This window comes from Ectopseudomonas guguanensis (assembly GCF_900104265.1).
GTDB lineage: Bacteria > Pseudomonadota > Gammaproteobacteria > Pseudomonadales > Pseudomonadaceae > Aquipseudomonas > Aquipseudomonas guguanensis.
Window position 1 is genome coordinate 231,738 of the sequence record NZ_FNJJ01000007.1, and the last position, 23,313, is coordinate 255,050.

General features: G+C 64.3%; 20 protein-coding genes. 8 read left to right on the forward strand and 12 right to left on the reverse strand.

Translation table 11 applies throughout. The features are described from left to right. Window positions 1–60: 60 nt before the first annotated feature. Window positions 61–2,628 (reverse strand): DNA mismatch repair protein MutS, encoded by a 2,568-nt coding sequence (mutS, locus tag BLS61_RS12460; protein WP_090431267.1) that lies wholly within the window; start codon window positions 2,626–2,628, stop codon window positions 61–63. A 171-nt stretch (window positions 2,629–2,799) separates the two neighbouring features. On the opposite strand from mutS, the gene BLS61_RS12465 reads away from it, so the two are divergent. The 3 genes from BLS61_RS12465 to recX all read left to right on the forward strand — a co-directional run bounded on the left by BLS61_RS12465 (window position 2,800) and on the right by recX (window position 4,902). After that, entirely contained in the window at window positions 2,800–3,300 is a 501-nt protein-coding gene (locus BLS61_RS12465) for a CinA family protein (RefSeq protein ID WP_090431268.1), read from the forward strand. 87 nt (window positions 3,301–3,387) lie between these two features. Continuing rightward, window positions 3,388–4,431, forward strand: coding sequence for a recombinase RecA (gene recA / locus BLS61_RS12470; protein WP_090431270.1), 1,044 nt, complete (start codon window positions 3,388–3,390; stop codon window positions 4,429–4,431). A 9-nt stretch (window positions 4,432–4,440) separates the two neighbouring features. Then, a complete protein-coding gene (gene recX, locus BLS61_RS12475) occupies window positions 4,441–4,902 on the forward strand; it encodes a recombination regulator RecX (protein ID WP_090431272.1) in 462 nt (153 codons plus the stop codon). 4 nt (window positions 4,903–4,906) lie between these two features. On the opposite strand, the gene BLS61_RS12480 is transcribed toward recX, so the two are convergent. Then, window positions 4,907–5,797 carry a DUF6685 family protein gene (locus tag BLS61_RS12480; RefSeq protein WP_090431274.1) on the reverse strand — a complete coding sequence of 297 codons (891 nt, stop codon included), beginning with the start codon at window positions 5,795–5,797 and terminating at the stop codon, window positions 4,907–4,909. A 144-nt stretch (window positions 5,798–5,941) separates the two neighbouring features. On the opposite strand from BLS61_RS12480, the gene BLS61_RS12485 reads away from it, so the two are divergent. Both BLS61_RS12485 and BLS61_RS12490 read left to right on the forward strand, forming a co-directional pair. Further along, window positions 5,942–6,163: a DUF2835 domain-containing protein gene (locus BLS61_RS12485; protein ID WP_090431276.1), complete on the forward strand. Its 222-nt coding sequence runs from the start codon at window positions 5,942–5,944 to the stop codon at window positions 6,161–6,163. An 87-nt stretch (window positions 6,164–6,250) separates the two neighbouring features. Next, window positions 6,251–7,273, forward strand: a complete 1,023-nt coding sequence (locus BLS61_RS12490; protein ID WP_090431278.1) for a quinone-dependent dihydroorotate dehydrogenase — start codon at window positions 6,251–6,253, stop codon at window positions 7,271–7,273. Between the two features lie 93 nt (window positions 7,274–7,366). Here BLS61_RS12490 and rmf read toward each other — a convergent pair whose 3' ends face one another. After that, window positions 7,367–7,582 (reverse strand): ribosome modulation factor, encoded by a 216-nt coding sequence (gene rmf, locus BLS61_RS12495; protein ID WP_003244273.1) that lies wholly within the window; start codon window positions 7,580–7,582, stop codon window positions 7,367–7,369. 415 nt (window positions 7,583–7,997) lie between these two features. Between rmf and rlmKL the strand changes: the two genes are divergently transcribed. Continuing rightward, window positions 7,998–10,178: a bifunctional 23S rRNA (guanine(2069)-N(7))-methyltransferase RlmK/23S rRNA (guanine(2445)-N(2))-methyltransferase RlmL gene (gene rlmKL / locus BLS61_RS12500; protein ID WP_090431280.1), complete on the forward strand. Its 2,181-nt coding sequence runs from the start codon at window positions 7,998–8,000 to the stop codon at window positions 10,176–10,178. Between the two features lie 72 nt (window positions 10,179–10,250). On the opposite strand, the gene dacB is transcribed toward rlmKL, so the two are convergent. Further along, window positions 10,251–11,687 carry a D-alanyl-D-alanine carboxypeptidase/D-alanyl-D-alanine endopeptidase gene (gene dacB, locus BLS61_RS12505; RefSeq protein WP_090431282.1) on the reverse strand — a complete coding sequence of 479 codons (1,437 nt, stop codon included), beginning with the start codon at window positions 11,685–11,687 and terminating at the stop codon, window positions 10,251–10,253. A 242-nt stretch (window positions 11,688–11,929) separates the two neighbouring features. Between dacB and BLS61_RS12510 the strand changes: the two genes are divergently transcribed. Then, entirely contained in the window at window positions 11,930–12,271 is a 342-nt protein-coding gene (locus BLS61_RS12510) for a YggL family protein (RefSeq protein ID WP_024308874.1), read from the forward strand. 132 nt (window positions 12,272–12,403) lie between these two features. On the opposite strand, the gene BLS61_RS12515 is transcribed toward BLS61_RS12510, so the two are convergent. From BLS61_RS12515 to BLS61_RS12545, 7 genes are all read right to left on the reverse strand, one after another. Further along, on the reverse strand, window positions 12,404–15,355 hold the full coding sequence (locus BLS61_RS12515) for an HD domain-containing phosphohydrolase (protein WP_090431284.1): 2,952 nt from the start codon (window positions 15,353–15,355) through the stop codon (window positions 12,404–12,406). 71 nt (window positions 15,356–15,426) lie between these two features. Next, window positions 15,427–16,491 carry an FUSC family protein gene (locus BLS61_RS12520; RefSeq protein WP_090431286.1) on the reverse strand — a complete coding sequence of 355 codons (1,065 nt, stop codon included), beginning with the start codon at window positions 16,489–16,491 and terminating at the stop codon, window positions 15,427–15,429. Between the two features lie 12 nt (window positions 16,492–16,503). Then, window positions 16,504–17,835 (reverse strand): deoxyguanosinetriphosphate triphosphohydrolase, encoded by a 1,332-nt coding sequence (locus BLS61_RS12525; protein ID WP_090431288.1) that lies wholly within the window; start codon window positions 17,833–17,835, stop codon window positions 16,504–16,506. A 72-nt stretch (window positions 17,836–17,907) separates the two neighbouring features. Then, the gene (locus BLS61_RS12530) at window positions 17,908–19,071 is read right to left on the reverse strand and encodes an EAL domain-containing protein (protein WP_090431290.1); all 1,164 of its coding nucleotides are present in this window, start codon (window positions 19,069–19,071) and stop codon (window positions 17,908–17,910) included. Between the two features lie 84 nt (window positions 19,072–19,155). Continuing rightward, complete coding sequence (locus BLS61_RS12535; RefSeq protein ID WP_090431292.1) at window positions 19,156–19,473, reverse strand: hypothetical protein; 318 nt, start codon at window positions 19,471–19,473, stop codon at window positions 19,156–19,158. Continuing rightward, window positions 19,470–19,829: a phage holin family protein gene (locus tag BLS61_RS12540; protein ID WP_090431294.1), complete on the reverse strand. Its 360-nt coding sequence runs from the start codon at window positions 19,827–19,829 to the stop codon at window positions 19,470–19,472. The genes BLS61_RS12535 and BLS61_RS12540 overlap by 4 nt, the downstream gene beginning before the upstream one ends. A gap of 8 nt (window positions 19,830–19,837) precedes the next feature. After that, complete coding sequence (locus BLS61_RS12545) at window positions 19,838–20,155, reverse strand: ElaB/YgaM/YqjD family protein (RefSeq protein WP_090431296.1); 318 nt, start codon at window positions 20,153–20,155, stop codon at window positions 19,838–19,840. A gap of 369 nt (window positions 20,156–20,524) precedes the next feature. Between BLS61_RS12545 and BLS61_RS12550 the strand changes: the two genes are divergently transcribed. Beyond that, complete coding sequence (locus BLS61_RS12550; protein WP_090431298.1) at window positions 20,525–21,733, forward strand: ammonium transporter; 1,209 nt, start codon at window positions 20,525–20,527, stop codon at window positions 21,731–21,733. An 856-nt stretch (window positions 21,734–22,589) separates the two neighbouring features. On the opposite strand, the gene BLS61_RS12555 is transcribed toward BLS61_RS12550, so the two are convergent. Continuing rightward, entirely contained in the window at window positions 22,590–23,306 is a 717-nt protein-coding gene (locus tag BLS61_RS12555; protein ID WP_090431300.1) for a DUF3108 domain-containing protein, read from the reverse strand. Window positions 23,307–23,313: the final 7 nt, after the last annotated feature.

Genomic DNA, 23,313 nt, shown 5'->3' on the forward strand with positions numbered 1-23,313 from the left:
GGCTGTAAACCGGGCGGTCGTAAAATTGCGCGCGATTCTAGCAGCTTGTTGTAGTGAGCGTTAGATCTGCGTCTTCCAGGTATATAACAGCTCCAGCGCCTTGCGGGGAGTCAGATCATCCGGGTTGATCTTGTGCAATTGCTCTATCAACGGGTGCGGCACGCTGGCGAACAGGTCGCTTTGCATCGGCACCTGCGGTTGGCCAGGCGTCTGTCGCGGCAGATCGTGCGGCAGGCTGGTGGCTTCCAGGCGCGCCAAATGCTCGCGCGCCCGGCTGATCACGCTGCCCGGCACGCCTGCCAGTTGCGCCACCGCCAGGCCGTAGCTCTGGCTCGCCGGCCCGGGCTGGACGTGGTGGAGGAAAACGATGCGCTCGTTGTGCTCGGTGGCCGAGAGGTGCACGTTGGCCACCACCGGTTCGCTTTCCGGCAGCACCGTCAGTTCGAAATAGTGGGTGGCGAACAGGGTGAAGGCGCGCAGGCGCGCCAGATGCTCGGCCGCCGACCAGGCCAGTGACAGGCCGTCGAAGGTGCTGGTTCCACGACCGACTTCGTCCATCAGCACCAGGCTGCGCTCGCTGGCGTTGTGCAGGATATTGGCAGTTTCGCTCATCTCCACCATGAAGGTGGAACGGCCGCCGGCCAGGTCGTCCGAGGAACCGATACGGGTGAAGATGCGATCGACCAGCGACAGCTCGCAGGCTGCGGCCGGGACGAAACTGCCGATATGGGCCAGCAGCACGATCAGGGCGGTCTGGCGCATGTAGGTGGATTTACCGCCCATGTTCGGCCCTGTAATGATCAGCATGCGGCGGTTGTCGTCCAGGTCCAGGTCGTTGGCCACGAAGGGCGTGGTCAGCACCTGCTCGACCACCGGGTGGCGCCCCTGGTCGATGCGCATGCACGGCTCGTCGACGAAACGTGGGCGGTTCAGGTCCAGGTTCAGCGCGCGTTCGGCCAGGTTGCTCAGCACGTCCAGTTCGGCCAGGGCCGCGGCGCTGTCCTGCAACGGGGCGAGGTGACCGATCAGGCGTTCGAGCAGCTCGTCGTAGAGCATCTTCTCGCGCGCCAGGGCGCGGCTCTTGGCCGACAGCGCCTTGTCTTCGAACTCCTTCAGTTCGGGTGTGATGAAGCGCTCGGCGCCCTTGAGCGTCTGCCGGCGGATGTAGTCGGCCGGCGCCGATTCGGCCTGCTTGGTCGGCAGCTCGATGAAATAGCCGTGCACGCGGTTGTAGCCGACCTTGAGGTTGGCCAGACCGGTGCGGGCTTTCTCGCGCGCTTCCAGATCCATGAGGAACTGGCCGGCGTTTTCGCTCATTGCCTGCAGCTCGTCAAGTTCGGCGTCATAGCCGGTCTTCAACACGCCGCCGTCGCGGATCACCGCGGGCGGGTTGTCGATGATGGCGCGGGCCAGCAGGTCGGCCAGTTCCGGGTAGGTGGCGACGGTGGTGGCCAGCTGCTGCAGGTGTGGCGTGTCCAGCGTGGTCATCGCCTGCTGCAGTTCGGGCAGCGCGGCCAGGGCGTCGCGCAGGCGTGCCAGGTCGCGTGGGCGCGCATTGCGCAGGCCGATACGGGCAAGGATGCGCTCCAGATCGCCGATTTCCTTGAGCTGCGGTTGCAGTGTCTCGAAGCGATAACCGTCGAGCAGGCAGGCGATGGCGTCCTGGCGCGCCTCGAGCACCGCGCGATCGCGCAGCGGGCGGTTCAGCCAGCGACCGAGCAGACGGCTGGCCATGGCGGTCTGGCAGCGGTCCATGACCGATTGCAGGGTGTTGTCGCGGCCGCCGGAGAGGTTGATGTCCAGCTCCAGGTTGCGGCGGCTGGCGCCGTCGAGGATGACCGTATCGTCCAGGCGCTCGTGACGCAGGCTGCGCAGGTGCGGCAGGGCGGTGCGCTGGGTCTCCTTGGCGTAACCCAGCAGGCAGCCGGCGGCGCCGATGGCCAGGGTCAGGTTCTCGCAGCCGAAGCCTTTCAGGTCCTGGGTGCCGAACTGCTGGCACAGGCTCTTGAAGGCACTGTCGCGGTCGAAATCCCAGGGTGCGCGACGGCGTGAGCCCTTGCGCTTCTCGGCCGGCAGGCCCTGCGGCCAGTCGTCCGGGATCAGCAGTTCGGCGGGGTTCAGACGTTCCAGTTCGGCCAGCAGGTTTTCCCAGCCCTTGATCTCCTGCACGCTGAAACGGCCGCTGGTGATGTCCAGCACGGCCAGGCCGAACAGGCGTTCGTCACCGAGCACGGCGGCCAGCAGGTTGTCGCGGTGCTCGTCGAGCAGGGCTTCGTCGCTGATGGTGCCGGGGGTGATGATGCGCACCACCTGGCGCTCCACCGGGCCCTTGCTGGTGGCCGGGTCGCCGATCTGCTCGCAGATCACCACCGACTCGCCCAGCTTGACCAGCTTGGCCAGGTAGCCTTCGACCGAATGGAAGGGAATGCCGCACATGGGGATCGACTGGCCGGCCGACTGGCCGCGGGCGGTCAGGGTGATGTCCAGCAGCTTGGCTGCCTTCTTCGCGTCTTCGTAGAAAATCTCGTAGAAGTCACCCATGCGATAGAACATCAACTGGTCCGGGTGCTGATTCTTCAGCTTCCAGTACTGCTGCATCATCGGGGTGTGGGCGGAGAGATCGGTCATGCCGGGCCTTACGTGCGGTGGGTGTGACGAAACGGGGAATCTTCCCATACTTCGCCTATCGCGTGGACCCCGAATCGTTGGCGATATACGTCGCGGTTGCGCCGTGGGGCATGAGCATTTCCACTGCTCGCGCAAGATGTGTAGGGTGGACGACTCGATAAGGAGGCGAACATGAACAGAATCAGTCAGCTGGCCGAGCAACTTGGCCTGGCGCTGAAGGCGCAGGGCGCTCAGGTCAGCACGGCGGAATCCTGCACCGGGGGCGGCATCGCCGAGGCGATCACCCGCATACCGGGCAGCTCGGCCTGGTTCGAAGCAGGTTACGTGACCTACTCCAATGTGCAGAAAACCCGGCAGCTGGATGTGTGCGCCGATCTGTTCGACAGCGTCGGCGCGGTCAGTCGCGAGGTGGTCGAGGCCATGGTACGCGGTGCCCAGGCGCACAGTGGAGCGCGCTACGCGGTTGCCGTCAGTGGCGTGGCGGGGCCCGATGGTGGCTCGGCGGAAAAACCGGTCGGTACCGTCTGGCTGGCCTGGGGAGATGGCGAGCGTCTTTACAGTGTGCGCAGGCAGTTTTCCGGCAGCCGCGACGAGGTGCGCCGACAAACGGTCGAGACCGCTCTGGCGGGCCTTCTGCGCCTGTTGGCCGAGGAAAATCCTGCGATGGGGTAGGCGGACGACTTGCCCTGTGGAATAATACTGGCTACTTATACAGTTGTTGGCGGCCGCTGAGGCCCTTGTGAATACGTGAGGATGGTAATGGACGAGAACAAGAAGCGCGCCTTGGCGGCTGCCCTGGGTCAGATCGAGAAGCAGTTCGGCAAGGGCGCCGTCATGCGCATGGGCGATCATGAGCGTCAGGCGATTCCGGCCATCTCCACCGGCTCGCTGGGTCTGGATATCGCGCTGGGTATTGGCGGCCTGCCGAAAGGCCGTATCGTCGAGATCTACGGGCCGGAATCCTCCGGTAAGACCACGCTGACCCTGTCGGTGATCGCCGAAGCGCAGAAGCATGGCGCCACCTGCGCCTTCGTCGATGCCGAGCACGCGCTGGACCCGGATTACGCCGGCAAGCTTGGCGTCAACGTCGATGACCTGCTGGTATCGCAGCCGGACACCGGCGAGCAGGCCCTGGAAATCACCGACATGCTGGTGCGTTCCAATGCCATCGACGTGATCATCGTCGACTCCGTGGCAGCTCTGGTGCCCAAGGCGGAAATCGAAGGCGAGATGGGCGACATGCACGTCGGCCTGCAGGCCCGACTGATGAGCCAGGCACTGCGCAAGATCACCGGCAACATCAAGAATGCCAACTGCCTGGTGATCTTCATCAACCAGATCCGCATGAAGATCGGCGTGATGTTCGGCAGCCCGGAAACCACCACCGGCGGTAACGCGCTGAAGTTCTACTCCTCGGTTCGTCTGGACATTCGCCGCACCGGTGCGGTGAAGGAAGGCGAGGAAGTGGTGGGCAGCGAAACCCGCGTTAAGATCGTCAAGAACAAGGTTGCCCCGCCGTTCCGTCAGGCCGAGTTCCAGATCCTCTATGGCAAGGGCATCTACCGTAACGGCGAGATCATCGACCTGGGCGTGCAGCAGGGTCTGATCGAGAAATCGGGTGCCTGGTACAGCTATCAGGGCAACAAGATCGGCCAGGGCAAGGCCAATGCCGCCAAGTTCCTTGAGGACAATCAGGAAGTGGCGCGCGAAATCGAAGGCCAGATTCGCCAGAAGCTGCTGGTCAGCGGCGCTCCGGTCAAGGCCTCCGCCGATGATCTGGCTGACGCAGAAGTCGATTTCTAAGCCCAGCGCATGACCGTCGTACTGGATAATCCGCTCGCCGTCAGGCGAGCGGCCATGGATCTGCTGGCACGACGTGAACATGGGCGCGTCGAACTGACGCGCAAGCTGCGCAAGCGCGGTGCCCCCGAAGAGCTGATCGAAGCTGCCCTGCAGCGCCTGTCGGAGGAGGGCCTGCTGTCGGAGGCCCGCTATCTGGAGAGTTTCGTCGCCTATCGGGCTCGTGCCGGTTACGGCCCGCAGCGTATCCGTGAAGAGCTTGGCCAGCGTGGCCTGGCGCGCAGCGACATCGACCAGGCGCTGCGCGAGAGCGGCATCGACTGGTTCGAGCAGTTGCGTGAAACCTGGCTGCGCAAGTTTTCCGGCCAGCTTCCCGTCGATGCACGTGAACGTGCCCAGCAGGGCAGGTTTCTGGCGTACCGTGGCTATTCGTTGGAGATGATCGGGCGCTTGTTGCGCGGTTGTGACGAATAGCTCGTCAACTCGCGCCCTCGGCTGGGACGCCCAGCTTGCGCAGATGGCCAGGTACGTCGGGCGCGCCGGCCAGGCGCAAACCTTCGCCAAGAGCGGTGGCGTCCTGGTGGCCCTTGGGCAGCAGGAGGAATTCCGGCGTGCCGGCTTTCTTCAGCAGCGACAGGCGCGCATAGGGAATGCCGTTGTCCAGCAGCAGGCCCATGAAGCCGGGATCACTCCATGCCGCCTCCGGCATGGCCAGTACGTGATAGCGACTCTGCAGATTATCCAGCCCTGCCTCGTTCAGTCGATAACGCACCAGATTGGCTGGCAGTTGCACATCCAGCCCACGCCTGCGTGCATAGGCGATGGCGCCGGCGAAAGACTCGCCTTGCGTTTCACCCGACCAGAAGGTGCGTGAACCTCGCCAGTTGGCCTGGCGTAGCTCGATCGGCTCGCCGGCGAGAAAGCGTGGCAACGCCTGGCTGATGGTTTTGACGAAATCCTTGTAGCTGATGATGCGAATCTGCTTGCAATGTTCACTCGCAGCATAGTCCTCGAAGCAGGCGTAGCCTGGCGCAGGGACAGGGCAGGCGAAGCCGTCGATCATGCGCAGGTCGAAGGCCTGCAATTGCTGCGCTTGCGCTTCCACTACCTGGGTCAGTGCCGAATGAGCCTGGGCCTTGTCTTCCTGTACCGGGCCGGAGAGCGCGCCGCGAGGCAGATTGAGCAGCAGTTGCAATTGCGGGCCGTCGTGCCAGCAGATGCTCTCGACTGCCGCGGGCAGGGGTTTGAATGGCAGGCGCAGGGCGCTGGCCCTGGCGAAGATCTGCCGCGAGCCACGACCAAGCAGGCCCATGCGTTGAGCGAGGGCTGCCAGACGGCTGCTGATGGTTGAGGATTCGGACAGGCTCATGGCCGGCAGATCGCTCCTGAAGCGTCCACTGCAGTGTGGCAGACGTGCGCGGCTGCTGCCCATAGGGCGTAGCGCGGCGCATGAGCAGCAGCGGCTGTGCAGGTCTGTGGCAATATAGCCGCATTCATTTGCGAGGGTGCCTCCATGCCCAGCTTGGTGCTGGATATTGCGTTATCGGCCGAACGTTTGCAGGCCATCTATCGTGGCCATGCCAACCGGATTATGGCGCAAAGCCGCGACGGGCGCCGCGTGAGTTTGCCTGCCCACCATCTGCGGCCTTATCTGACCCACGCCGGTATCTATGGTTCCTTCGTGCTGGAGTTCAACACCTCGGGCGAGTTGCTGAGCTTACGCCCTTTGGACTGATCTGGCGCGCCTGCCTCGCGCCGGGGCTGCCTGCGCGGCTATAATCGCCGGCCTGCCAACCCTCTACCTGTCGAGCTGAGCCTGCCCATGTACTCACTGGCCCGCGAGCTGCTGTTCAAACTGACCCCGGAAACTTCTCACGAACTGTCCATCGATCTGATCGGTGCCGGTGGGCGGCTGGGGCTCAACGGTCTGCTGACCAAGGCGCCGGCCAGCTTGCCGGTCAACGTGATGGGCTTGCAGTTCGCCAACCCGGTCGGTCTGGCGGCGGGGCTGGACAAGAACGGCGATGCCATCGACGGCTTTGCCCAGCTTGGTTTCGGTTTCGTCGAGATCGGTACCGTCACCCCCAGGCCGCAGCCGGGCAACCCCAAGCCGCGCCTGTTTCGCCTGCCCGAAGCCGAGGCGGTGATCAATCGCATGGGCTTCAACAACCACGGTGTCGATCATCTGCTGGCACGGGTCAGGGCCTCGAAGTTCAAGGGCGTGCTGGGTATCAACATCGGCAAGAACTTCGATACGCCGGTCGAGCGTGCGGTGGATGATTACCTGACCTGCCTGGACAAGGTCTATGCCCACGCCAGCTACGTCACGGTCAACGTCAGCTCGCCCAATACTCCGGGGCTGCGCAGCCTGCAATTCGGCGATTCGCTCAAGGAGCTGCTCGAGGCGCTGCGTCGCCGTCAGGAAGACCTGACCCAAGAGCATGGCAAGCGCGTGCCGCTGGCGATCAAGATCGCGCCGGACATGAGCGACGAGGAGACAGCCCTGGTCGCTTCTGCGCTACTGGGCGCGGACATGGATGCGGTGATCGCCACCAACACCACGCTCAGTCGCGAGGGTGTGGAAGGGTTGGCCCATGCTGACGAGGCCGGCGGACTGTCCGGGGCGCCGGTGCGCGACAAGAGCACGCATATCGTCAAGGTACTGGCTGGCGAGTTGTCGGGCCGTCTGCCGATCATTGCGGTCGGCGGCATCACCGAGGGCAAGCACGCAGCGGAGAAGATCGCTGCCGGGGCGAGCCTAATTCAGATCTATTCGGGGTTCATCTACAAGGGGCCGGCGCTGATTCGCGAGGCGGTGGATGCGATTGCCGCGCTGCGCAAATAAGCGGCGCCAATGAATAGGGCTCCCGAAGGAGCCCTTGGGCTTGCGCCCGCCGCCCGGAGGGGGTCGGCATGGTGAAGTCGGGTGTGATCCTGATCAGCCGACAGCGTGAAGTTCGTTGAGTCGATGAATACCGGCCGTGCCGGTCAGCCCATCCCAGTTGTCGCCACGGCCCTCACGCCAGCCATTGAGCCAGGCCTGACGAACCGAAGGCAGGGTAAAGGGGCAGAGTTCGCGGGATTTACCATTGATGCCGTATTGATAGCCGCGCAGGAAAGCTCGTTCTAACGGATCACGCTTAAGTCTTCTCATAGGGTGTTGCCCTCACTGTTGACTGTTATGTCCCGTTGGCCTTGTGGCAAGGCCGGGCAGACGGATCTGCCTACGAAAGCCCGCTGCCGGCGTGGCGGACTTTCTACGCCTTCGCCGTTGCAGCGAAAGCCTTAGGTAGTGTTCTAACGAATGCACCGGGGCCTGTGAATGATCGATTTGTCATAAGCACGTAACCTAAATGCGGGTCGTGCCATAAGAGCGCTGGGGTTATGTCCAGCCTCTTCCAGCGAAGCGCCGCCATAGCTGGCTGTGCGCATCGATGCCTTCATTGTGCTCGTGCAAATGAGAGCGCTTACTTATTCCGACGAAGGGTCGCACTGTGGCCTTTTGTCACTTATTTTGAGTCGAGGTGCGCCCGCCGCACCTCCCGATTGCCATAGGCAGTGGAACATTCATGTCTGATCGTTACGAAATCGTACTGACCTGCCCCAAGGGGCTCGAAGGCCTGCTGCTGGAAGAGGCCAAGGTCCTTGGGCTGGAGGAGGCGCGCGAGCAGACCGCCGCCGTCCGCGGGCATGCCGAGATCGAGGTGGCCTACCGCTTGTGTCTCTGGTCGCGCCTGGCCAACCGAGTGCTGCTGGTGCTGTCGCGCTTTGCCATGAACAACGCCGATGAACTGTACGAGGGCGTCAAGGCCGTTGACTGGCGTGATCATCTGGAGCCGGCAGGCAGCCTGGCGGTGGAGTTCAGCGGCAACGGTTCGGGCATCGACAACACCCACTTCGGTGCGCTCAAGGTCAAGGATGCGATCGTCGACCGGCTGCGCACCAGCGGTGGCGAGCGTCCCAGCATCGACAAGCTCAACCCCGATTTGCGCGTGCATCTGCGCCTGGATCGTGGCGAGGCAGTGCTGTCTCTGGACCTTTCCGGACACAGCCTGCACCAGCGCGGCTACCGTCTGCAGCAGGGTGCTGCGCCGCTGAAGGAAAACCTGGCTGCCGCGGTGCTGATCCGCGCCGGCTGGCCGCGTATCGCGGCCGAGGGCGGCGCGCTGGCCGACCCGATGTGCGGTGTCGGCACCTTCCTGATCGAAGCTGCGCTGATGGCCGCCGACATCGCGCCCAACCTCAAGCGCGAACGCTGGGGCTTCTCCAACTGGCTCGGCCATGTGCCGGCCATCTGGAAGAAGCTGCATGCCGAGGCCGAACAACGGGCCGCAACCGGGTTGGCCAAGCCGCCGCTGTGGATTCGCGGTTATGAAGCCGACCCACGCCTGATCCAGCCTGGGCGCAACAACGTCGAGCGTGCCGGCCTCTCCGACTGGGTGAAGATCTATCAGGGGGAACTGGGCAGTTTCGAGCCGCGACCGGACCAGAATCAGAAGGGCCTGGTGATCAGCAACCCGCCCTATGGCGAGCGCCTGGGCGACGAAGCCAGCCTGCTGTACCTCTACCAGAACCTCGGCGAGCGCCTGCGTCAGGCCTGCCTGGGCTGGGAGGCGGCGGTGTTCACCGGGGCACCGGAGCTGGGCAAGCGCATGGGGTTGCGCAGCCACAAGCAGTATTCGTTCTGGAACGGTGCGCTGGCGTGCAAGCTGCTGCTGATCAAGGTGCGGACCGAGCAGTTCGTTACCGGCGAGCGGCGCGCGCGCGAGGACGATCAACAGCCGGTGAACGAAGCACCACAGCAGGCGCGTTTGTCCGAGGGCGGGCAGATGTTCGCCAACCGCCTGCAGAAGAATCTCAAGCAGCTGGGCAAGTGGGCGCGCCGCGAAGGTGTCGAGTGCTACCGGCTGTACGATGCCGACATGCCGGAATACGCCCTGGCGGTCGATCTGTATCGTGACTGGGTGCACGTGCAGGAATACGCCGCGCCGCGTTCGGTGGACCCGGACAAGGCGCAGGCGCGTCTGCTCGATGCCCTGGCCGCGATCCCGCAGGCGCTGGGTGTGGCGCAGAGCCGGGTGGCGATCAAGCGCCGCGAGCGCCAGACCGGCACCAAGCAGTACCAGCGCCAGGCTGCCCAGGGCCAGTTCATGGAGGTGAGCGAAGGCGGCGTCAAGCTGCTGGTCAATCTCACCGACTACCTGGATACCGGCCTGTTCCTCGATCATCGTCCGCTGCGTCTGCGCATCCAGCGTGAGGCGGCCGGCAAGCGTTTCCTCAACCTGTTCTGCTATACCGCCACGGCCACCGTGCATGCGGCCAAGGGTGGGGCGCGCAGCACCACCAGCGTCGATCTGTCGAAAACCTACCTGGACTGGGCGCGGCGCAACCTGTCGCTCAACGGTTTTTCCGACAAGCACCGCCTGGAGCAGGGCGACGTGATGGCCTGGCTGGGTGACGATCGCGGCGAGTACGACCTGATCTTCATCGACCCGCCGACCTTCTCCAACTCCAAGCGTATGGAAGGTGTGTTCGACGTGCAGCGCGACCACGTTGAGTTGCTCGACCTGGCCATGGCGCGCCTGGCCCGCGGCGGCGTGCTGTATTTCTCCAACAACTTCCGCAAGTTTCAGCTCGACGAGAGTCTGGTGGCGCGTTATCAGGTCGAGGAAATCAGCGCGCAGACCCTGGATCCGGACTTCGCGCGTAATCCGAAGATCCACCGCGCCTGGCGTTTCACTGCACGCTGACTCCGTAGCCTGGATGCAATCCGGGGGCTCCGCGAACCAGGCCCCGGATTGCATCCGGGCTACACAAAATCGTCAGCGCTTGGGCTGGTTGTAGGTGTACAGCAGCACCTGATCGAGAATGGACGTGGCGCCCCAGGGTTTGGGATCGTTGAGGATGGCCACCACCGCCCAGTCATGGCCGTTGCTGTCGCGGCTGTAGCCGGCGATGGCGCGTACGTTGTTCAGTGTGCCGGTCTTGATATGTGCCTCGCCCACCAGCGGCGTACGTTGCAGGCGCCGGCGCATGGTGCCGTCCATCGCCACCAGTGGCATCGAGCTGCGGAATTCGGCGGCATAGGGGCTGCGCCAGGCTGCCTGGAGAATCAGCGCCATCTCGCGCGCGCTGATGCGTTCGGCGCGCGACAATCCGGAGCCGTTTTCCATCACCAGATGCGGCGCGGTGATGCCCTTGCGCGCCAGCCAGCTACGGATCACCCGCTGTGCGGCCATGGCGTCGTCCTGGTCGGCTTCGGTGCGGAACTGCGCGCCGATGCTGAGGAACAACTGCCGGGCCATGGTGTTGTTGCTGTACTTGTTGATGTCGCGGACGATTTCCACCACGTCGGGCGAGAAGGCGCGTACCAGCATGCGGGCTTTTTCCGGCACGGGGCCCTGGCGATCCTTGCCGAGGATCTTGCCGCCCAGTTCCTGCCAGATGCCGCGTACCGCACCGGCTGCATAGCTGGGGTGATCGAGCAGCGACAGGTAGGTCTGCGCGCTGCAGCCCTCGGCCAGTTGGCCGCTGACGATCAGAGTGGTGCCGTCGAACTGGTCCACCGCGTTGTAGCGGATGTCCGGCCACGACGGGCATTTGTCGGCCTTGAGCACGCGCACCTGGTTTTCGATGCGCACCGTGGCGATGGGCGGGTCCATGGCGATATACGCCTTACCGCCTTCGGCGCGGGTGATGAAACGCTGCGCCTTGAGATTGACCAGCAGCGAGTCGGGCTTGACCAGGAACGGCTTGTTGGCGTCCCCGCCGTCGTCGTTGAAAGCCGGCAGTTGCGGGGCGACGAAGAAACTGCGATCGAGCACCAGATCGCCCTGGACCTGGCGCACGCCATTGATGCGCAGGTCGCGCAGCAGCAGCCAGAGTTTCTCCATGTTGAGTTTCGGGTCGCCGCCACCCTTGAGGTAGAGGTTGCCGTGCAGCACGCCGTCCTTCAGCGGGCCGTCGGCATAGAACTCGGTCTTCCACTGATGGTTCGGCCCCAGCAGTTCCAGGGCTGCGTAGGTGGTCACCAGCTTCATGGTGGAGGCCGGGTTGACCGAGACATCGGCGTTGAATTGCAGGCCGCCGGTCTGTCCGCCCAGGGGCACGGTCATCACCGACAGCGAGTTGCTGGAAATCTTGTTGGCCTTCAGCGCCTGCTCCACCTTGGCAGGCAGTGCGGCGCTGGCAGCATGGCAGGAGAGGGCGAGGGGCAGAAGCACGGCGCTCAGCGCCAGTTGGCGAAACCGTTGAATCATCGACAGGAACCTTCCGCGATCGGGCGGGAGTAACGAGATAGACAAACGACCGTCTGGCTCGGGAAAAAGTTGCCCGCATTATGCCGCAAGAGCCGATCCGCAGTCGGCCCCATCCGCTCAAAAACAGGCGCTGCGAACAGCTGGCGTTCAACCTGTTCCAGGGCGCCGGGGCGACACAAAGCGGGCGCTCGGCCGGCGAAACTGCTAGAGTGCCGCGCGTTATCACCTTTGAGGATTGTTTCATGGCGACCAACCGTTCCCGCCGTCTGCGCAAGAAGCTCTGTGTCGATGAATTCCAGGAGCTGGGCTTCGAGCTGACCCTGAACTTCAAGGCCGACCTGAGCGACCAGACCCTCGACGCTTTCGTCGATCAGTTCCTCGATCAGGCCATCGCCGGCAATGGTCTGGATTATGTAGGTGGCGAAGACTACGGTCTGGTCTGCCTGGCCAAGCGTGGCTCGGTCAACGAGGAGCAGCGCGCTGCCGTCGAAGCCTGGCTGAAGGGCCGTGACGAGCTGCAGAACTACGAGATCAGCCCGCTGCTGGACGTCTGGTATCCGGAAAATCCGATCAACCAGGCTTGATCGCTTCGGCGCCGGTTTGTCCGGCGCCGTTTGCCTGGACAGGTTTCGGCCAACTCAGGCGACTCCCAGCTTGTAGGAGCGAGCTCTGCTCGCGAACCGAGGCGTTGTAAGGCCTATCGAGCGCAGTTGCTCCTACAGAACTCCCGCCTTTTCCAGCACGGCCTGCTCGTTTACCTCATCGATCTGCTCGGCCTGCATGAAGCGCTCGGCATAGCGCCGATAGATGCCGCTGCGCACGAACAGGGCGAACAGCTGCGGGTCGATGTGCGCGCCCTTGCACATGCCGACCATGATGTTCAGCGCCTCCGACAGCGTCTTGCCCTTCTTGTAGGGACGGTCCACCGCCGTCAGGGCTTCGAAGATATCGGCGATCGCCATCATCCTTGCCGGCAGGCTCATCTGCTCGCGTGTCAGGCGCTTGGGATAGCCGGTGCCATCCATCTTCTCGTGGTGTCCGCCAGCGATCTCGGTGACGTTCTGCAGGTGCTTGGGGAAGGGCAGGCGGTCGAGCATCAGGATGGTCTGCACGATGTGGTGGTTGATGATGTAGCGCTCCTCGGCGGTCAGCGTGCCGCGCGCGATGCTCAGGTTGTGCAGTTCGCCACGATTGAACTTGTGCTGCGGCACCTCGAGTTTGAAGCCCCAGCGATTGTCCGGTGCGATCAGCTCCTGCGCCGGGCGCTCGATCAGATGATCGAGGCGATCGGCCAGCAGCGGCTCTTCCACCGGCAGGCTGGCGGGCGCCGAGCGCTCCATGCGTTTGGCCTCTTCCCAGGACACCCCCAGGCGGTTGTCCAGGGTGCGCAGCCAACGGCGTTCGGCGATCTGCGCAAGGCGTGCCTGGTCGGCATCGGCCATGGCCTCGCCACCCAGGTTGATACGCGCGATGAAGGCGAACTCGTCGTCCAGATCGCCCAGCAGCTGATCGCGCAGCGCGGCCAGTGCGCTTTCTTCCCCGCCTGCGGCAAGGCCTCGCCAATAGGCGATCCAGGCATCGCGCTTGAGCACCTCGAAGCGCATGCGCACTTCGTGAATGCGGTCGTACAGGGTTTCCAGCTTGGTCGCCTTGTCCACCACGTATTCCGGCGTGGTGACCTTGCCGCAGTCGTGCAGCCAGGCGGCGATGTGCAGCGCTTCCCATTCCTCCTCGCTGGGGGCGTAGTCAGTGAACTCCGGGGCGTCGCTCTCGGCGGCAGCGCGCGCCAGCATCAGGGTGAGTTCCGGCACGCGCTGACAGTGGCCGCCGGTGTAGGGGCTCTTGGCATCGATGGCGCCGGCGATCAGCTGAATGAAGGCGTCGAGCAGCTGCTTCTGCCTGGCCAGCAGGCGCTGGCTTTCGATGCACAGGGCTGCGCTGCCCGAGACGGCGTCGACGAAGGCGACGCGGTCCGGCCTGAGCATGCTCTCGCTGTCCTCGCCGGTATCGCGTTGCAGCAGCACCAGCACGCCAACGGTATCGCCCTGACGGTTGTGCAGGCCGGCGGCGATCAGGTGCAGGCGCGGGCTGTCCATGGTCGATAGCAGCCCCTTAAACGCGCCTGCCTGATCGAAGCCGATGGAGGTGGCGGTGCTTGCGCCGCCGCTGGCCGGGCTTCGCAGCCAGGAGGGCAGGCTCGGGTCATCATGGGCCAGCGCGTGGATGCCCAGTTCGCTCAGGCTACGGCTCTGGCCGTCGATCACCAGCCCCTGCGGTTCCAGCCGGCCGCTGTCATTGTCGAGCAGATAGAGCAGCCCGCCCTGGGCTTCGCTGATCGATACCGTCGCATCCATCACCCGCTTGATCAGGGCGTCGAAATGGGTTTCCGCGGAGAGGCTGGCAGCGATGTCGAGGAAGCTCGACAGGGTATCTTTCATGCTGCTCATCGACACTGCCAACTGGTCGACTTCGAGAATCGGCGAGCGACCGCTGGCCGGGTAGCTGAAGTCGAAGCGGCGGATGGCCTGCGCCTCCTGCACCAGGCTGCGCAGGGGCTTGACCACCAGGCGCGAGGTCAGCCAGCCCAGCGGCAGGCACAGCAGCAGCGTGGTCAGGGTGATCAGCGCGCCCTGCCAGCGGATACGGTAGGCCTCGGCCAGCAACTCCTGCTCGGGCACCAGCAGGGCTAGGTGCAACCCCTGCGGGCCACCTTCCCGGATGTGCCGGTGGGCCATCACCCAGCGCTTGCGAGCCAGCTCGACGACGCCCTCGTCCTGTTCGCTCAACTGGCCGGCCAGCAGTTCACCCAGTGCCGGATCGAGCTCGCTGACCTTGACCAGCGATACCTTGCCATCGACCTCCTTGAGCAGGCGGTCGCTGTCGGGGTAGGCCACCGCGTTGCCGTCGCCGTCGGCGAGCACCACCTGGGTGTGGGGGGTGACGCGATGACCGGCCAGTGTGGCAGAGAGATCGTCGAGGGTGAGATCGGCGCCAAGCACGGTGGTCAGGCCGCTGCGTCTGGCCAAAGTGGTGCCGATTTCCTGGGTGGAGAAGAACAGATAGGGTGCGGTGGTGATCTGTCCGCCGTCGCCGCGCGCGCGCTTGAACCAGTCGCGCTGCCGCGGATCGTAGGGCTCGCTGAGGTTCTGGCGGCGGCTCAGCAGGTTGAGTGAGCCGTCATAGAACAGGTAGTCGCTGTCGGTCCCGGCGCTGCCACGGTCGATGGCCCAGACCTGGTAGGCGGCCGTGTCGGGGGCATTGAAACGCTGCTTGAGCATGTCGCTGCGCAGCGGCCTGACCATGAAGAAGTCGCCGTCTTCGTAGCCCAAGTAGATCGACGCCAGCTTGGGATTGTCGCGCAGCGCCTGGGCGAACAGCGGCAGCATTTTCAGGCGTTCATCGAGCGTGTCGGCCTGGATGGCTGGGTGCAATGCCAGCAGGCTGAGCAAGTGGCGGATGGGCCGGTAGGTGCTGTCCAGGTCACGCTGCACGTCGTGCTGGATGCGTTCGAAGAGTGTCGAGCTGCTGGTGAAGATCAGCCGGCTGGTCTGCTGATAATTGAACAAGCCCAGCACGGCGCCGGTCAGCAGCAGCAGGAGGGTGAACAGGACGCTGATATGAACGTGCAGGGGGAAACGCCGTTCACGCGGGGCGGCGGTATTGAGCATCACACTTCACTCCTTGCGGGACGCTGCAGGCATCCACAGCATAGTGAAGAGTGGGCGAATCTGCCGAAACGTTATAAGGAGCGCGGCGTACTGTTCTCGATCTTGCCCGGTTTGTTCAGTTGCAGGCGCAGGCCATGCACCAGCAGGGCGACCGTCAGGGTCAGGGCGACGCCGATCAGCGCGTTGAGCAGGCGCACCTCGGCCAGGTGCCAGTCCTGCGACAGGCTTTCGGCCAGCAGCACGAAGCACAGGCTGGTCTGCAGCACGAACAGGCCGTAGTGATTGGCCTGCAGCGCCCGGCTGAGGATGACCAGCACCAGCAGGGTCATCACCATCAGTGGCGGGCTTTGCAGGCTGTGGCCGAAGAGGATCAGCAGCCCGGAAGCGGCCAGGCTGGCGAGGCTCGCCTGCAGCGCGCGCACCAGGCTGCCCTGGAACTCCAGCTGCAGGGTGCTGATCACCGTCAGGGTCAGCCAGTAACCACGCGACAGGCCGGCCAGATTGACGATCAGGCCGGAGGCGGCGAAGGCCAGCATGCAGGCCAGCGCATGCAGGCGCCATTGCTGGCGTGGCAGGCGCTGCGCGTGGCGCTTGAGCACCTTGAGAATGGCGAGAAAGCGCGGCATGTAAGGCCACATGCGCAGGCCATGCAGGCCGCGCAGGCCGAAGGCCAGGAGCATGACCCAGAGCCCGCCGAGGATGAACAGCATGGCCACCGCGTAAGGATTGTGCAGGTTGCCGATGCCGAACTGCCCCTGGCCGAGGCACAGGCAGATGCACAGGCCGATGCCCAGCTTGCCGGCCTCGCTGCCGAAGCGCTGCAGCCAGGCCAGCAACAGGCCGAAGGCGGCGAAGATGCCCAGGCTGACCAGCGGATGACTGCCGGCCCAGAACCCCAGGCCGGCACTGCAGGCGCCAAGGCCGGTGAGCAGCAGCATGCGCAGCATGCCGAAGCGGTGCAGCGGATTGGCCTGCGCGGCCTGGAAGGCACCGGCCGAGGCCCAGAGAAAGCCGCTGTGGGCAGTGAACAGGCCGAGCAGCAACGGAAGTGCGCAGCCGAGGCCGGCGACCACCGCCGGGCCCCAGGCCGGCGGACCGGCATGCCAGGTGAAACTGCTTCGGATCAGGTTCTTCATGCGTGCTTTTCGTCAGCCCGGGTTCGAGCGGCCCGTCATTTCCCTCGCCATTTCCGTAGCGTAGCTGTCGGTCATGCCGGCGATGAAGTCGATCACCCGCATGAACGAGCGATACAGCGGCCAGCCCGGCTCGGGCGCGTAGTAGCTGAGCAGATCGAGAATGCGTCGGTGCTTGAACGACAGCGCCCGGCCGCTGTGCTGCTCCAGCGCCGCGCCGCAGAAGGCATTGAGGAGAATTTCCAGTGTGGTGTAGGCGCCGATCTCGTGCAGCGTCTTGCGCTTGTCGTGGAAGATCTTCTCCCGCGCCAGCAGCTTCGCGCTCTGCACGCAGCGCTTGGCCGCGCCGTGCATATGTTCCACCAGATCGCCCTGCAACTGGCCGGCGAGCAGGTCGCGCTGCTGCTCGACGAAGGCGCTGGCGGCCGCGTTGGTCAGGTGCTCGATGGCCTTGCCGCGCAGGATCGCCAGCTTGCGCCGACGCGAGTCCCGCGGGCCGAGCTGACGGTAGGTTTCCGGCAGATCGTCGCCAACCAGATCGAGCAGCAGCGCCTCGACCTCGGTGTAGTCGAGCAGCTCCATCTCCACGCCGTCTTCCAGGTCGATCAGGCCGTAGCAGATGTCATCCGCCGCTTCCATCAGGTAGACCAGCGGGTGGCGTGCCCAGCGTTGCGTTTCCAGCTGCGGCAGCTCGAGCTTGGCGGCGATCTGCTCGAGCAGCGGCAACTCGCTCTGGTAGCAGCCGAACTTGTGTTTCTTGTAGCCCTGGGCGTCGGCATGGCGCGCCGTCCAGGGGTACTTGAGGTAGGTGCCGAGTGTGGCGTAGGTCAGCCGCGTGCCGCCGTCGAACTGGTGGTACTCGAGCTGGGTGAGTACGCGAAAGCCCTGGGCGTTGCCTTCGAAATTAAGGAAGTCGGCGCGTTCGGCATCGCTCATCGCATCCAGCCAGCCGCGCCCGGCCGCCTGCTGGAACCAGTGGCGAATGGCGTCCTCGCCGGAATGGCCGAACGGCGGGTTGCCGATGTCGTGGGCCAGGCAGGCGGATTGTACGACCATGCCCAGATCGCTCGGCGCACACCAGTCGGGCAGCTCCTCACGCAGCATCTCGCCGACGCGCATGGCCAGCGAACGGCCGACGCAGCTGACCTCCAGCGAATGGGTCAGGCGGGTGTGGATATGGTCGTTGCTGGAAACCGGGTGCACCTGCGTCTTTCGCCCCAGACGGCGGAAGGCGCCGGAGAAGATGATGCGGTCATGATCCTTGTGAAAGGGGCTGCGGCCGAGCTCTGCCGAGCTGGGAGCGGGTTTGCCGAGACGTTCGCGGGTGAGCAGGGTGTGCCAATCCAAGGCCGATCCTCGCCAGGTTGATCCAGGCCCCTAGCTTGGGTGTTCGTGCCGCTGCCTGCAACCCCGGGCTGACTACAGATCGGCGGCATCGATGTCCACCAGCAGCAGGCGGCGGCCGTTGTCGATGAACTGGCCGGCGGTCAGGCAGTACTGGTTGCTGGTGGCGTCGCGGTAGGTGGTAGAGAGGGTCAGGCGTCGTTCTTCCCAGCCTTCGGCCAGCAGTTGATAGAAGTAGGGGCGCCACGACCAGTTGTGCCCGAGGTAGCGGTCATCGGCGTGCCAGGTCTGTTGGCGCCACTCCAGGTTCGGCGTCAGCTGGGTGCCATGACGATCGCACTGATAGATGCGCAGCAGCCAGGGGTAGCTGTCCGGTGCAGGCAGGCTGCTGGCCGGGGCGCCGCTTTCGGCCCAGGTCCGCAGTTCGCTCATCAGCTCGGTCAGCTGCTGGCGCAGGTGTACCAGGCGTGCCCGTTCGGCAAGTTTCTGCTTCACGTAACTGTCGCGCAGGCGGGCGAAACGGCCGACGAAGGCATCGCTGGCGAACAGCTCTTGCTCGGCCCTGGCGAAGAGAAAGCCCTGCACGTAGCGGGCGCCGCACTCCAGGGCGAAGTTCAGTTCGGCTTCGGTTTCCACCCCTTCGGCGATGATCCAGCAGCCGGTTTTCTCTGCCATCTGCGCCAGGGCCTTGACCACCTCACCGCTGGGGCCGCCGCGAGCGGCTTCCTGGAACAGGCGCATGTCCAGCTTGAGAATGTCCGGCTGCAGCGCCAGTACGCGGTCGAGCTGCGAGTAGCCGGCGCCGAAGTCATCGATGGCGATGCGCGCGCCGGCCTCCCGGTAGCGTGCGACCACATTCGGCAGACGCTGGCTGGCACCGCCCAGCTCGGTGATCTCGAATACGATGCGCGTCGGGTCGATACCGCTGCGCTGCAGCTGGATCAGGCTCGGCAGAGGCTGCGCCGGGCGCAGGCGGCTGATCCAGCGCGGCGAGATGTTCAGGCTGAGGAACCAGTCGGCCGGGGCCTGGTGGAAGCGCTCAAGAGCATTCTCGCGGACCTGGCGGTCGAGGCGGCGCAGGGCGGCTGGCGGCGTTTTCGGATCGGCGAACAGCGGCCCGGCGGAATGCGCCCGGCCCTCGCCATCGCGCAGCCGAGCCAAGGCTTCGACGCCCGCGATCCGGCCGGTGGCGGTGTCGATAAAGGGTTGGAAGACGGCAAACGGCAGTCCGTCGATCACCTGGGAGGTCCTTAGCGCTCAGCGGTTGAGCCACCACGAGGCGGCCGGGTGGCTCAACCTAGCAAGATCGCGGCCAGCCCGGTGCTACCTCAGCGGTGAGCGCCTGCCCGTACCCTGCTGCGTACGCCGTAGCAGAGGCATGACGATCAGGGCCAGGCGCAGCCAGCGACGCCAGCCGCTTTTTCGGCCGATCAGCCCGACCAGAGCCAGTGCGCCACCGGTGAGCAGAAATGGTGCATTGCCTCGCCGCAGGCGACGACCGTACTCGCGCACCTGCTTCAGCGGATGGCCGATCTGCAGCATTTCATGGCGCAGTTCCTGGCGGTGCATCTCCAGGCGCATGCGCAGCACGGCTTTGCGCAACTCACGGCGCGAGGCGCCTTGGGGCAGGTTCGGAGTCATGGCAGCAGTTGCTCGCGGTCACGTTGCAGTTCTTCGAGGCTGGCACTGAAGGGGGCTTCGGCATTGCGCAGGCTGGTCAGCAGCCAGGCACCGCAGCCGAACAGGCCGATACCGTAGACCAGGCACAGCCCGCCAGCGACCAGCAGGCGGTGACTCTCCCAGTAGAGGATCAGCAGCAGTGCGGACAGGCCGATCAGCAGCAGCAGGGCGAAGGCCAGGCACAGGCCCCCCAGCACCAGGGCGCGCAGTGCCTGGTTGCGCTGGTCTTCGAGTTCATGGGCCAGCAGCGCCACGTGGCCCTGCAGCAGGCCCAGGAACGCGGCGCCCAGGCGCCGTGGTGATGGTCCGTTGCTCATGGGCACTGTCAACGGCGGCTGATCAGCAGACCGAGCACCAGACCGATGGCGGCCGCCAGACCGAGCGCCTGCCAGGGATGCTTGTGCACGTATTGCTCGGTGGCATCGACGGCGATCTTGCCCTGTTCGCGCAAGGCGGCTTCGGCGTCGTGCAGGGTTTCTCGGGCGCGACCAAGGCTGCTGCGAATGTCGTCGCGCAGCGCTTCGGCCTGTTCGCCGGCGAGGCTGGCGGAGTGTTGCAGGAGCTTCTCGGTATCGCTGACCAGAGCCTGGAATTCATCCAGCAGGGCGTCCTTGGTGCTTGGAGTAGCGGCTTTGCTTGTCATGGTGAGCAGTCCTCTGCGTTGGGTATGTATGGTTTACGAGTGCTCAACGGCGTGAGGGTTCCGAAAGAAATAGTCAGGGGGAGCGGTTCGCTGTTTGGTATAGCGATTGCATTTTGCTGGTGCGCGAAAGCCGGTAAATGCCCTTTCATGGGGCTTTTCAGGTGCGGCTCAGGATGGTCTTTTTCGCGCATAACCAATTGATTAATAAGAAATTAGCATCGATCAGACGATTTTCGGTGGCGCTGTTTTAGTGCCATCTGCAGGCACTCTTCGAGGGCGCGCTTTGTAGCTTGGCTGCATTGTGGTGCGTTGTTTTGGGGCTGTGCCTTGGTTTGGTGCCTTTTCTTCTGCCCCCGGAGTTTTTCCTCGATGGAAAACATCAACAGCGCCGTGGCCACGCTGATCCACGGCTCCAATACCCTGTTCATCCTGCTGGGTGCGATCATGGTCCTGGCCATGCATGCCGGTTTTGCCTTTCTCGAAGTGGGCACGGTGCGGCAGAAGAACCAGGTCAATGCGCTCTCGAAGATCCTCTCGGATTTCGCCATCTCCGCCCTGGCGTATTTCTTCATCGGTTACTGGATCGCCTATGGCATCAACTTCCTCGAACCGGCCGCGGTACTGACCGAGAACCACGGCTATGGCCTGGTGAAGTTCTTTTTCCTGCTGACCTTCGCCGCTGCGATTCCGGCGATCATTTCCGGCGGCATAGCCGAGCGCGCCAAGTTCGGCCCGCAGCTGTGCGCCACGGCGTTGATCGTGGCGTTCGTCTATCCCTTCTTCGAAGGCATGATCTGGAACGGCAACTACGGCCTGCAGGCCTGGCTGGAGGCGCGTTTCGGCGCCGGCTTCCATGACTTCGCCGGATCGGTGGTGGTGCATGCCATGGGCGGCTGGCTGGCGTTCGGCGCCGTCGTGCTGCTCGGTCGCCGCAATGGTCGTTACCGCGACGGCAGGCTGGTGGCCATGGCGCCGTCGAACATTCCGTTCCTGGCGCTGGGTTCGTGGATCCTGATCATCGGCTGGTTCGGCTTCAACGTGATGAGTGCGCAGACGCTCGAAGGCGTCAGTGGGCTGGTGGCGGTCAATTCGTTGATGGCCATGGTCGGCGGCACCGTCGCCGCACTGCTGGTGGGGCGTAACGACCCGGGCTTCCTGCACAACGGCCCGCTGGCTGGCCTGGTGGCGATCTGCGCAGGTTCGGACCTGATGCATCCGATCGGTGCCCTGGTCACTGGCGCGATTGCCGGCGCGCTGTTCGTCTGGGCCTTCACCGCGACTCAGGTGAAGTGGAAGGTCGACGACGTGCTCGGCGTCTGGCCGTTGCATGGCTTGTGTGGCGTGTGGGGCGGTATCGCCTGCGGCATCTTCGGCCTCGAAGCCTTCGGTGGCCTGGGTGGCGTGAGCCTGGCCAGTCAGGTGATCGGCACAGCGCTGGGGGTGGTGATCGCGCTGGTCGGTGGTTTCGCGGTCTATGGCCTGCTCAAGACTTCCCTGGGCATTCGCCTGAGTCAGGAAGAGGAGTACAACGGCGCCGACCTGTCGATTCACAAGATCGGTGCGGTAAGTCAGGACTGAGTCATTGCCGGGCGCTGCCAGCCAGCGCTCGGAACAGACAATAAAAAAGGCTCTTCGCGTTCTCGTGGGGAAGATACGCTTGACATCTGATTGGCATTTACGTGTTAGCTGTTGATGGCTTGGCACTATCCATTAGCGCGCCGCCTGGTCTGATGGGTTTCGCCCCTTACGGGCGACTCACTTTCTTTGCTTGTGCAAAGAAAGTAAGCAAAGAAATACACCCCTGCATACGGCCCCGGCTGCGCCGGGGTTCCCTCATTCCATCACCACTCCAGGGGCACGCCACGAGGGGCCATCCCTGGCCCATCGTGGCTCTCGCGACATCCATGTCGCTCAACCCCTTCCGCGGTGATTCCACTCGGCCTCCTGAAGGGGGACTTGGGCGTCGTCTGTACCATCGCAGTTGAAGAGCAAAGGCAAAGGTCAGACGCCGCTAAGTTTAATTTCGCGAAGATTTCGCAAGCTCGCGACCCGCCCCACCCTTCAGGAGGCCGAGTGGAGGTGTTGCGTAGGGGGACGAGCCGCATGAATGCGGCGAGATACCGATGGCGGCCCCGCTTAATGGGCCAGGGATGGCCCATGTAAGCCGGCCCCCGGAGCAGCGCCGGAGCGAGGAAACGCAGCGCAGCGGAGTAACAGCCGCAGGCTGGCCCGAAGGCTGAGCGCAGCGAATTAAGGTGTGGCGCCCGTAAGGGGCGCAACCCGAACGCTCAGCGCACTCGGCAACGGATAGTGCTAGTCAGTAAGCGATACGCACACAAATTTGCCAGTCCGGTGTCAACCCGCACTTTCCCCAAAATATGCGAAGAACCATAAAAAAACCGGGCATTGGCCCGGTTTTTTATTCGATCGCCGATCAGTCGCGGCGGCCTTCGACCGGCTTGCCGGCGACGGTGCCTTCCTTGAGCATGATCTGGTATTCCTTGCCATCGGTTTCCACCTGATGCAGGCGCACCAGCAGGTGGCCCCAATCCTTGGCGAACCACAGCACGGTCTTGCGGGTGCTCTGCGTGGGGTCGCGCACGCGCTCGACCTTGATCGCATCGATCAGACCGGCCTTGGTACGTACCACTTCCTCGCCCAGCACGCGGAAGTCGTAGGTTTCGATCTCGTCACCGTCGACCACCTGGTAGCTCACGCTTTTCTTGCCGGCCGCGACATCCTGCTGCAGGGCGATCTGGTAGGTCGACTTGTCCAGCAGGCCGCGGTTGAGCGGAAAGCGCACCGAGTCGCCGCGGTCGCTGCCGATGACCTGCTTCTGCTCCCAGTCGAAGTCTTGCTCGACCTTCTTGCCTTTGCCCAGCCCGCTGCGGTTGAGGCGGTAGGTCAGTGGCAGCAGGGCGCCATTGTCGACGCGGAAGGTGCTTTCTTCGGTGAGGCCGGCCACCAGCATCGAGGCCTCGAAGTTGAGCGTCCAGCGCCCGTCGCCCTCGCGCTTGAGGCTGCGCGAGGCGCTGCCGCTGACCGGCAGCTGCTTCCAGTCCGCTGTGTAGCTTGCGGAGAAGGGCTCCAGGTCCTCGGCGAGGGCCGGCAGGGCGAAGAGTGTCAGAGCGAACAGCAGGGCACGACGCATAGAGTCT

What these genes read in the sequence shown, in the direction of transcription:
- BLS61_RS12555 (WP_090431300.1), bottom strand. Translation starts at nt 23,306, where the DNA reads ATGCGTCGTGCCCTGCTGTTCGCTCTGACACTCTTCGCCCTGCCGGCC.
- recA (WP_090431270.1), top strand. Translation starts at nt 3,388, where the DNA reads ATGGACGAGAACAAGAAGCGCGCCTTGGCGGCTGCCCTGGGTCAGATC.
- BLS61_RS12545 (WP_090431296.1), bottom strand. Translation starts at nt 20,155, where the DNA reads ATGACAAGCAAAGCCGCTACTCCAAGCACCAAGGACGCCCTGCTGGAT.
- BLS61_RS12465 (WP_090431268.1), top strand. Translation starts at nt 2,800, where the DNA reads ATGAACAGAATCAGTCAGCTGGCCGAGCAACTTGGCCTGGCGCTGAAG.
- BLS61_RS12520 (WP_090431286.1), bottom strand. Translation starts at nt 16,491, where the DNA reads ATGAAGAACCTGATCCGAAGCAGTTTCACCTGGCATGCCGGTCCGCCG.
- recX (WP_090431272.1), top strand. Translation starts at nt 4,441, where the DNA reads ATGACCGTCGTACTGGATAATCCGCTCGCCGTCAGGCGAGCGGCCATG.
- BLS61_RS12540 (WP_090431294.1), bottom strand. Translation starts at nt 19,829, where the DNA reads ATGAGCAACGGACCATCACCACGGCGCCTGGGCGCCGCGTTCCTGGGC.
- BLS61_RS12550 (WP_090431298.1), top strand. Translation starts at nt 20,525, where the DNA reads ATGGAAAACATCAACAGCGCCGTGGCCACGCTGATCCACGGCTCCAAT.
- rmf (WP_003244273.1), bottom strand. Translation starts at nt 7,582, where the DNA reads ATGAGAAGACTTAAGCGTGATCCGTTAGAACGAGCTTTCCTGCGCGGC.
- mutS (WP_090431267.1), bottom strand. Translation starts at nt 2,628, where the DNA reads ATGACCGATCTCTCCGCCCACACCCCGATGATGCAGCAGTACTGGAAG.
- BLS61_RS12515 (WP_090431284.1), bottom strand. Translation starts at nt 15,355, where the DNA reads ATGCTCAATACCGCCGCCCCGCGTGAACGGCGTTTCCCCCTGCACGTT.
- rlmKL (WP_090431280.1), top strand. Translation starts at nt 7,998, where the DNA reads ATGTCTGATCGTTACGAAATCGTACTGACCTGCCCCAAGGGGCTCGAA.
- BLS61_RS12535 (WP_090431292.1), bottom strand. Translation starts at nt 19,473, where the DNA reads ATGACTCCGAACCTGCCCCAAGGCGCCTCGCGCCGTGAGTTGCGCAAA.
- BLS61_RS12480 (WP_090431274.1), bottom strand. Translation starts at nt 5,797, where the DNA reads ATGAGCCTGTCCGAATCCTCAACCATCAGCAGCCGTCTGGCAGCCCTC.
- BLS61_RS12510 (WP_024308874.1), top strand. Translation starts at nt 11,930, where the DNA reads ATGGCGACCAACCGTTCCCGCCGTCTGCGCAAGAAGCTCTGTGTCGAT.
- BLS61_RS12485 (WP_090431276.1), top strand. Translation starts at nt 5,942, where the DNA reads ATGCCCAGCTTGGTGCTGGATATTGCGTTATCGGCCGAACGTTTGCAG.
- dacB (WP_090431282.1), bottom strand. Translation starts at nt 11,687, where the DNA reads ATGATTCAACGGTTTCGCCAACTGGCGCTGAGCGCCGTGCTTCTGCCC.
- BLS61_RS12490 (WP_090431278.1), top strand. Translation starts at nt 6,251, where the DNA reads ATGTACTCACTGGCCCGCGAGCTGCTGTTCAAACTGACCCCGGAAACT.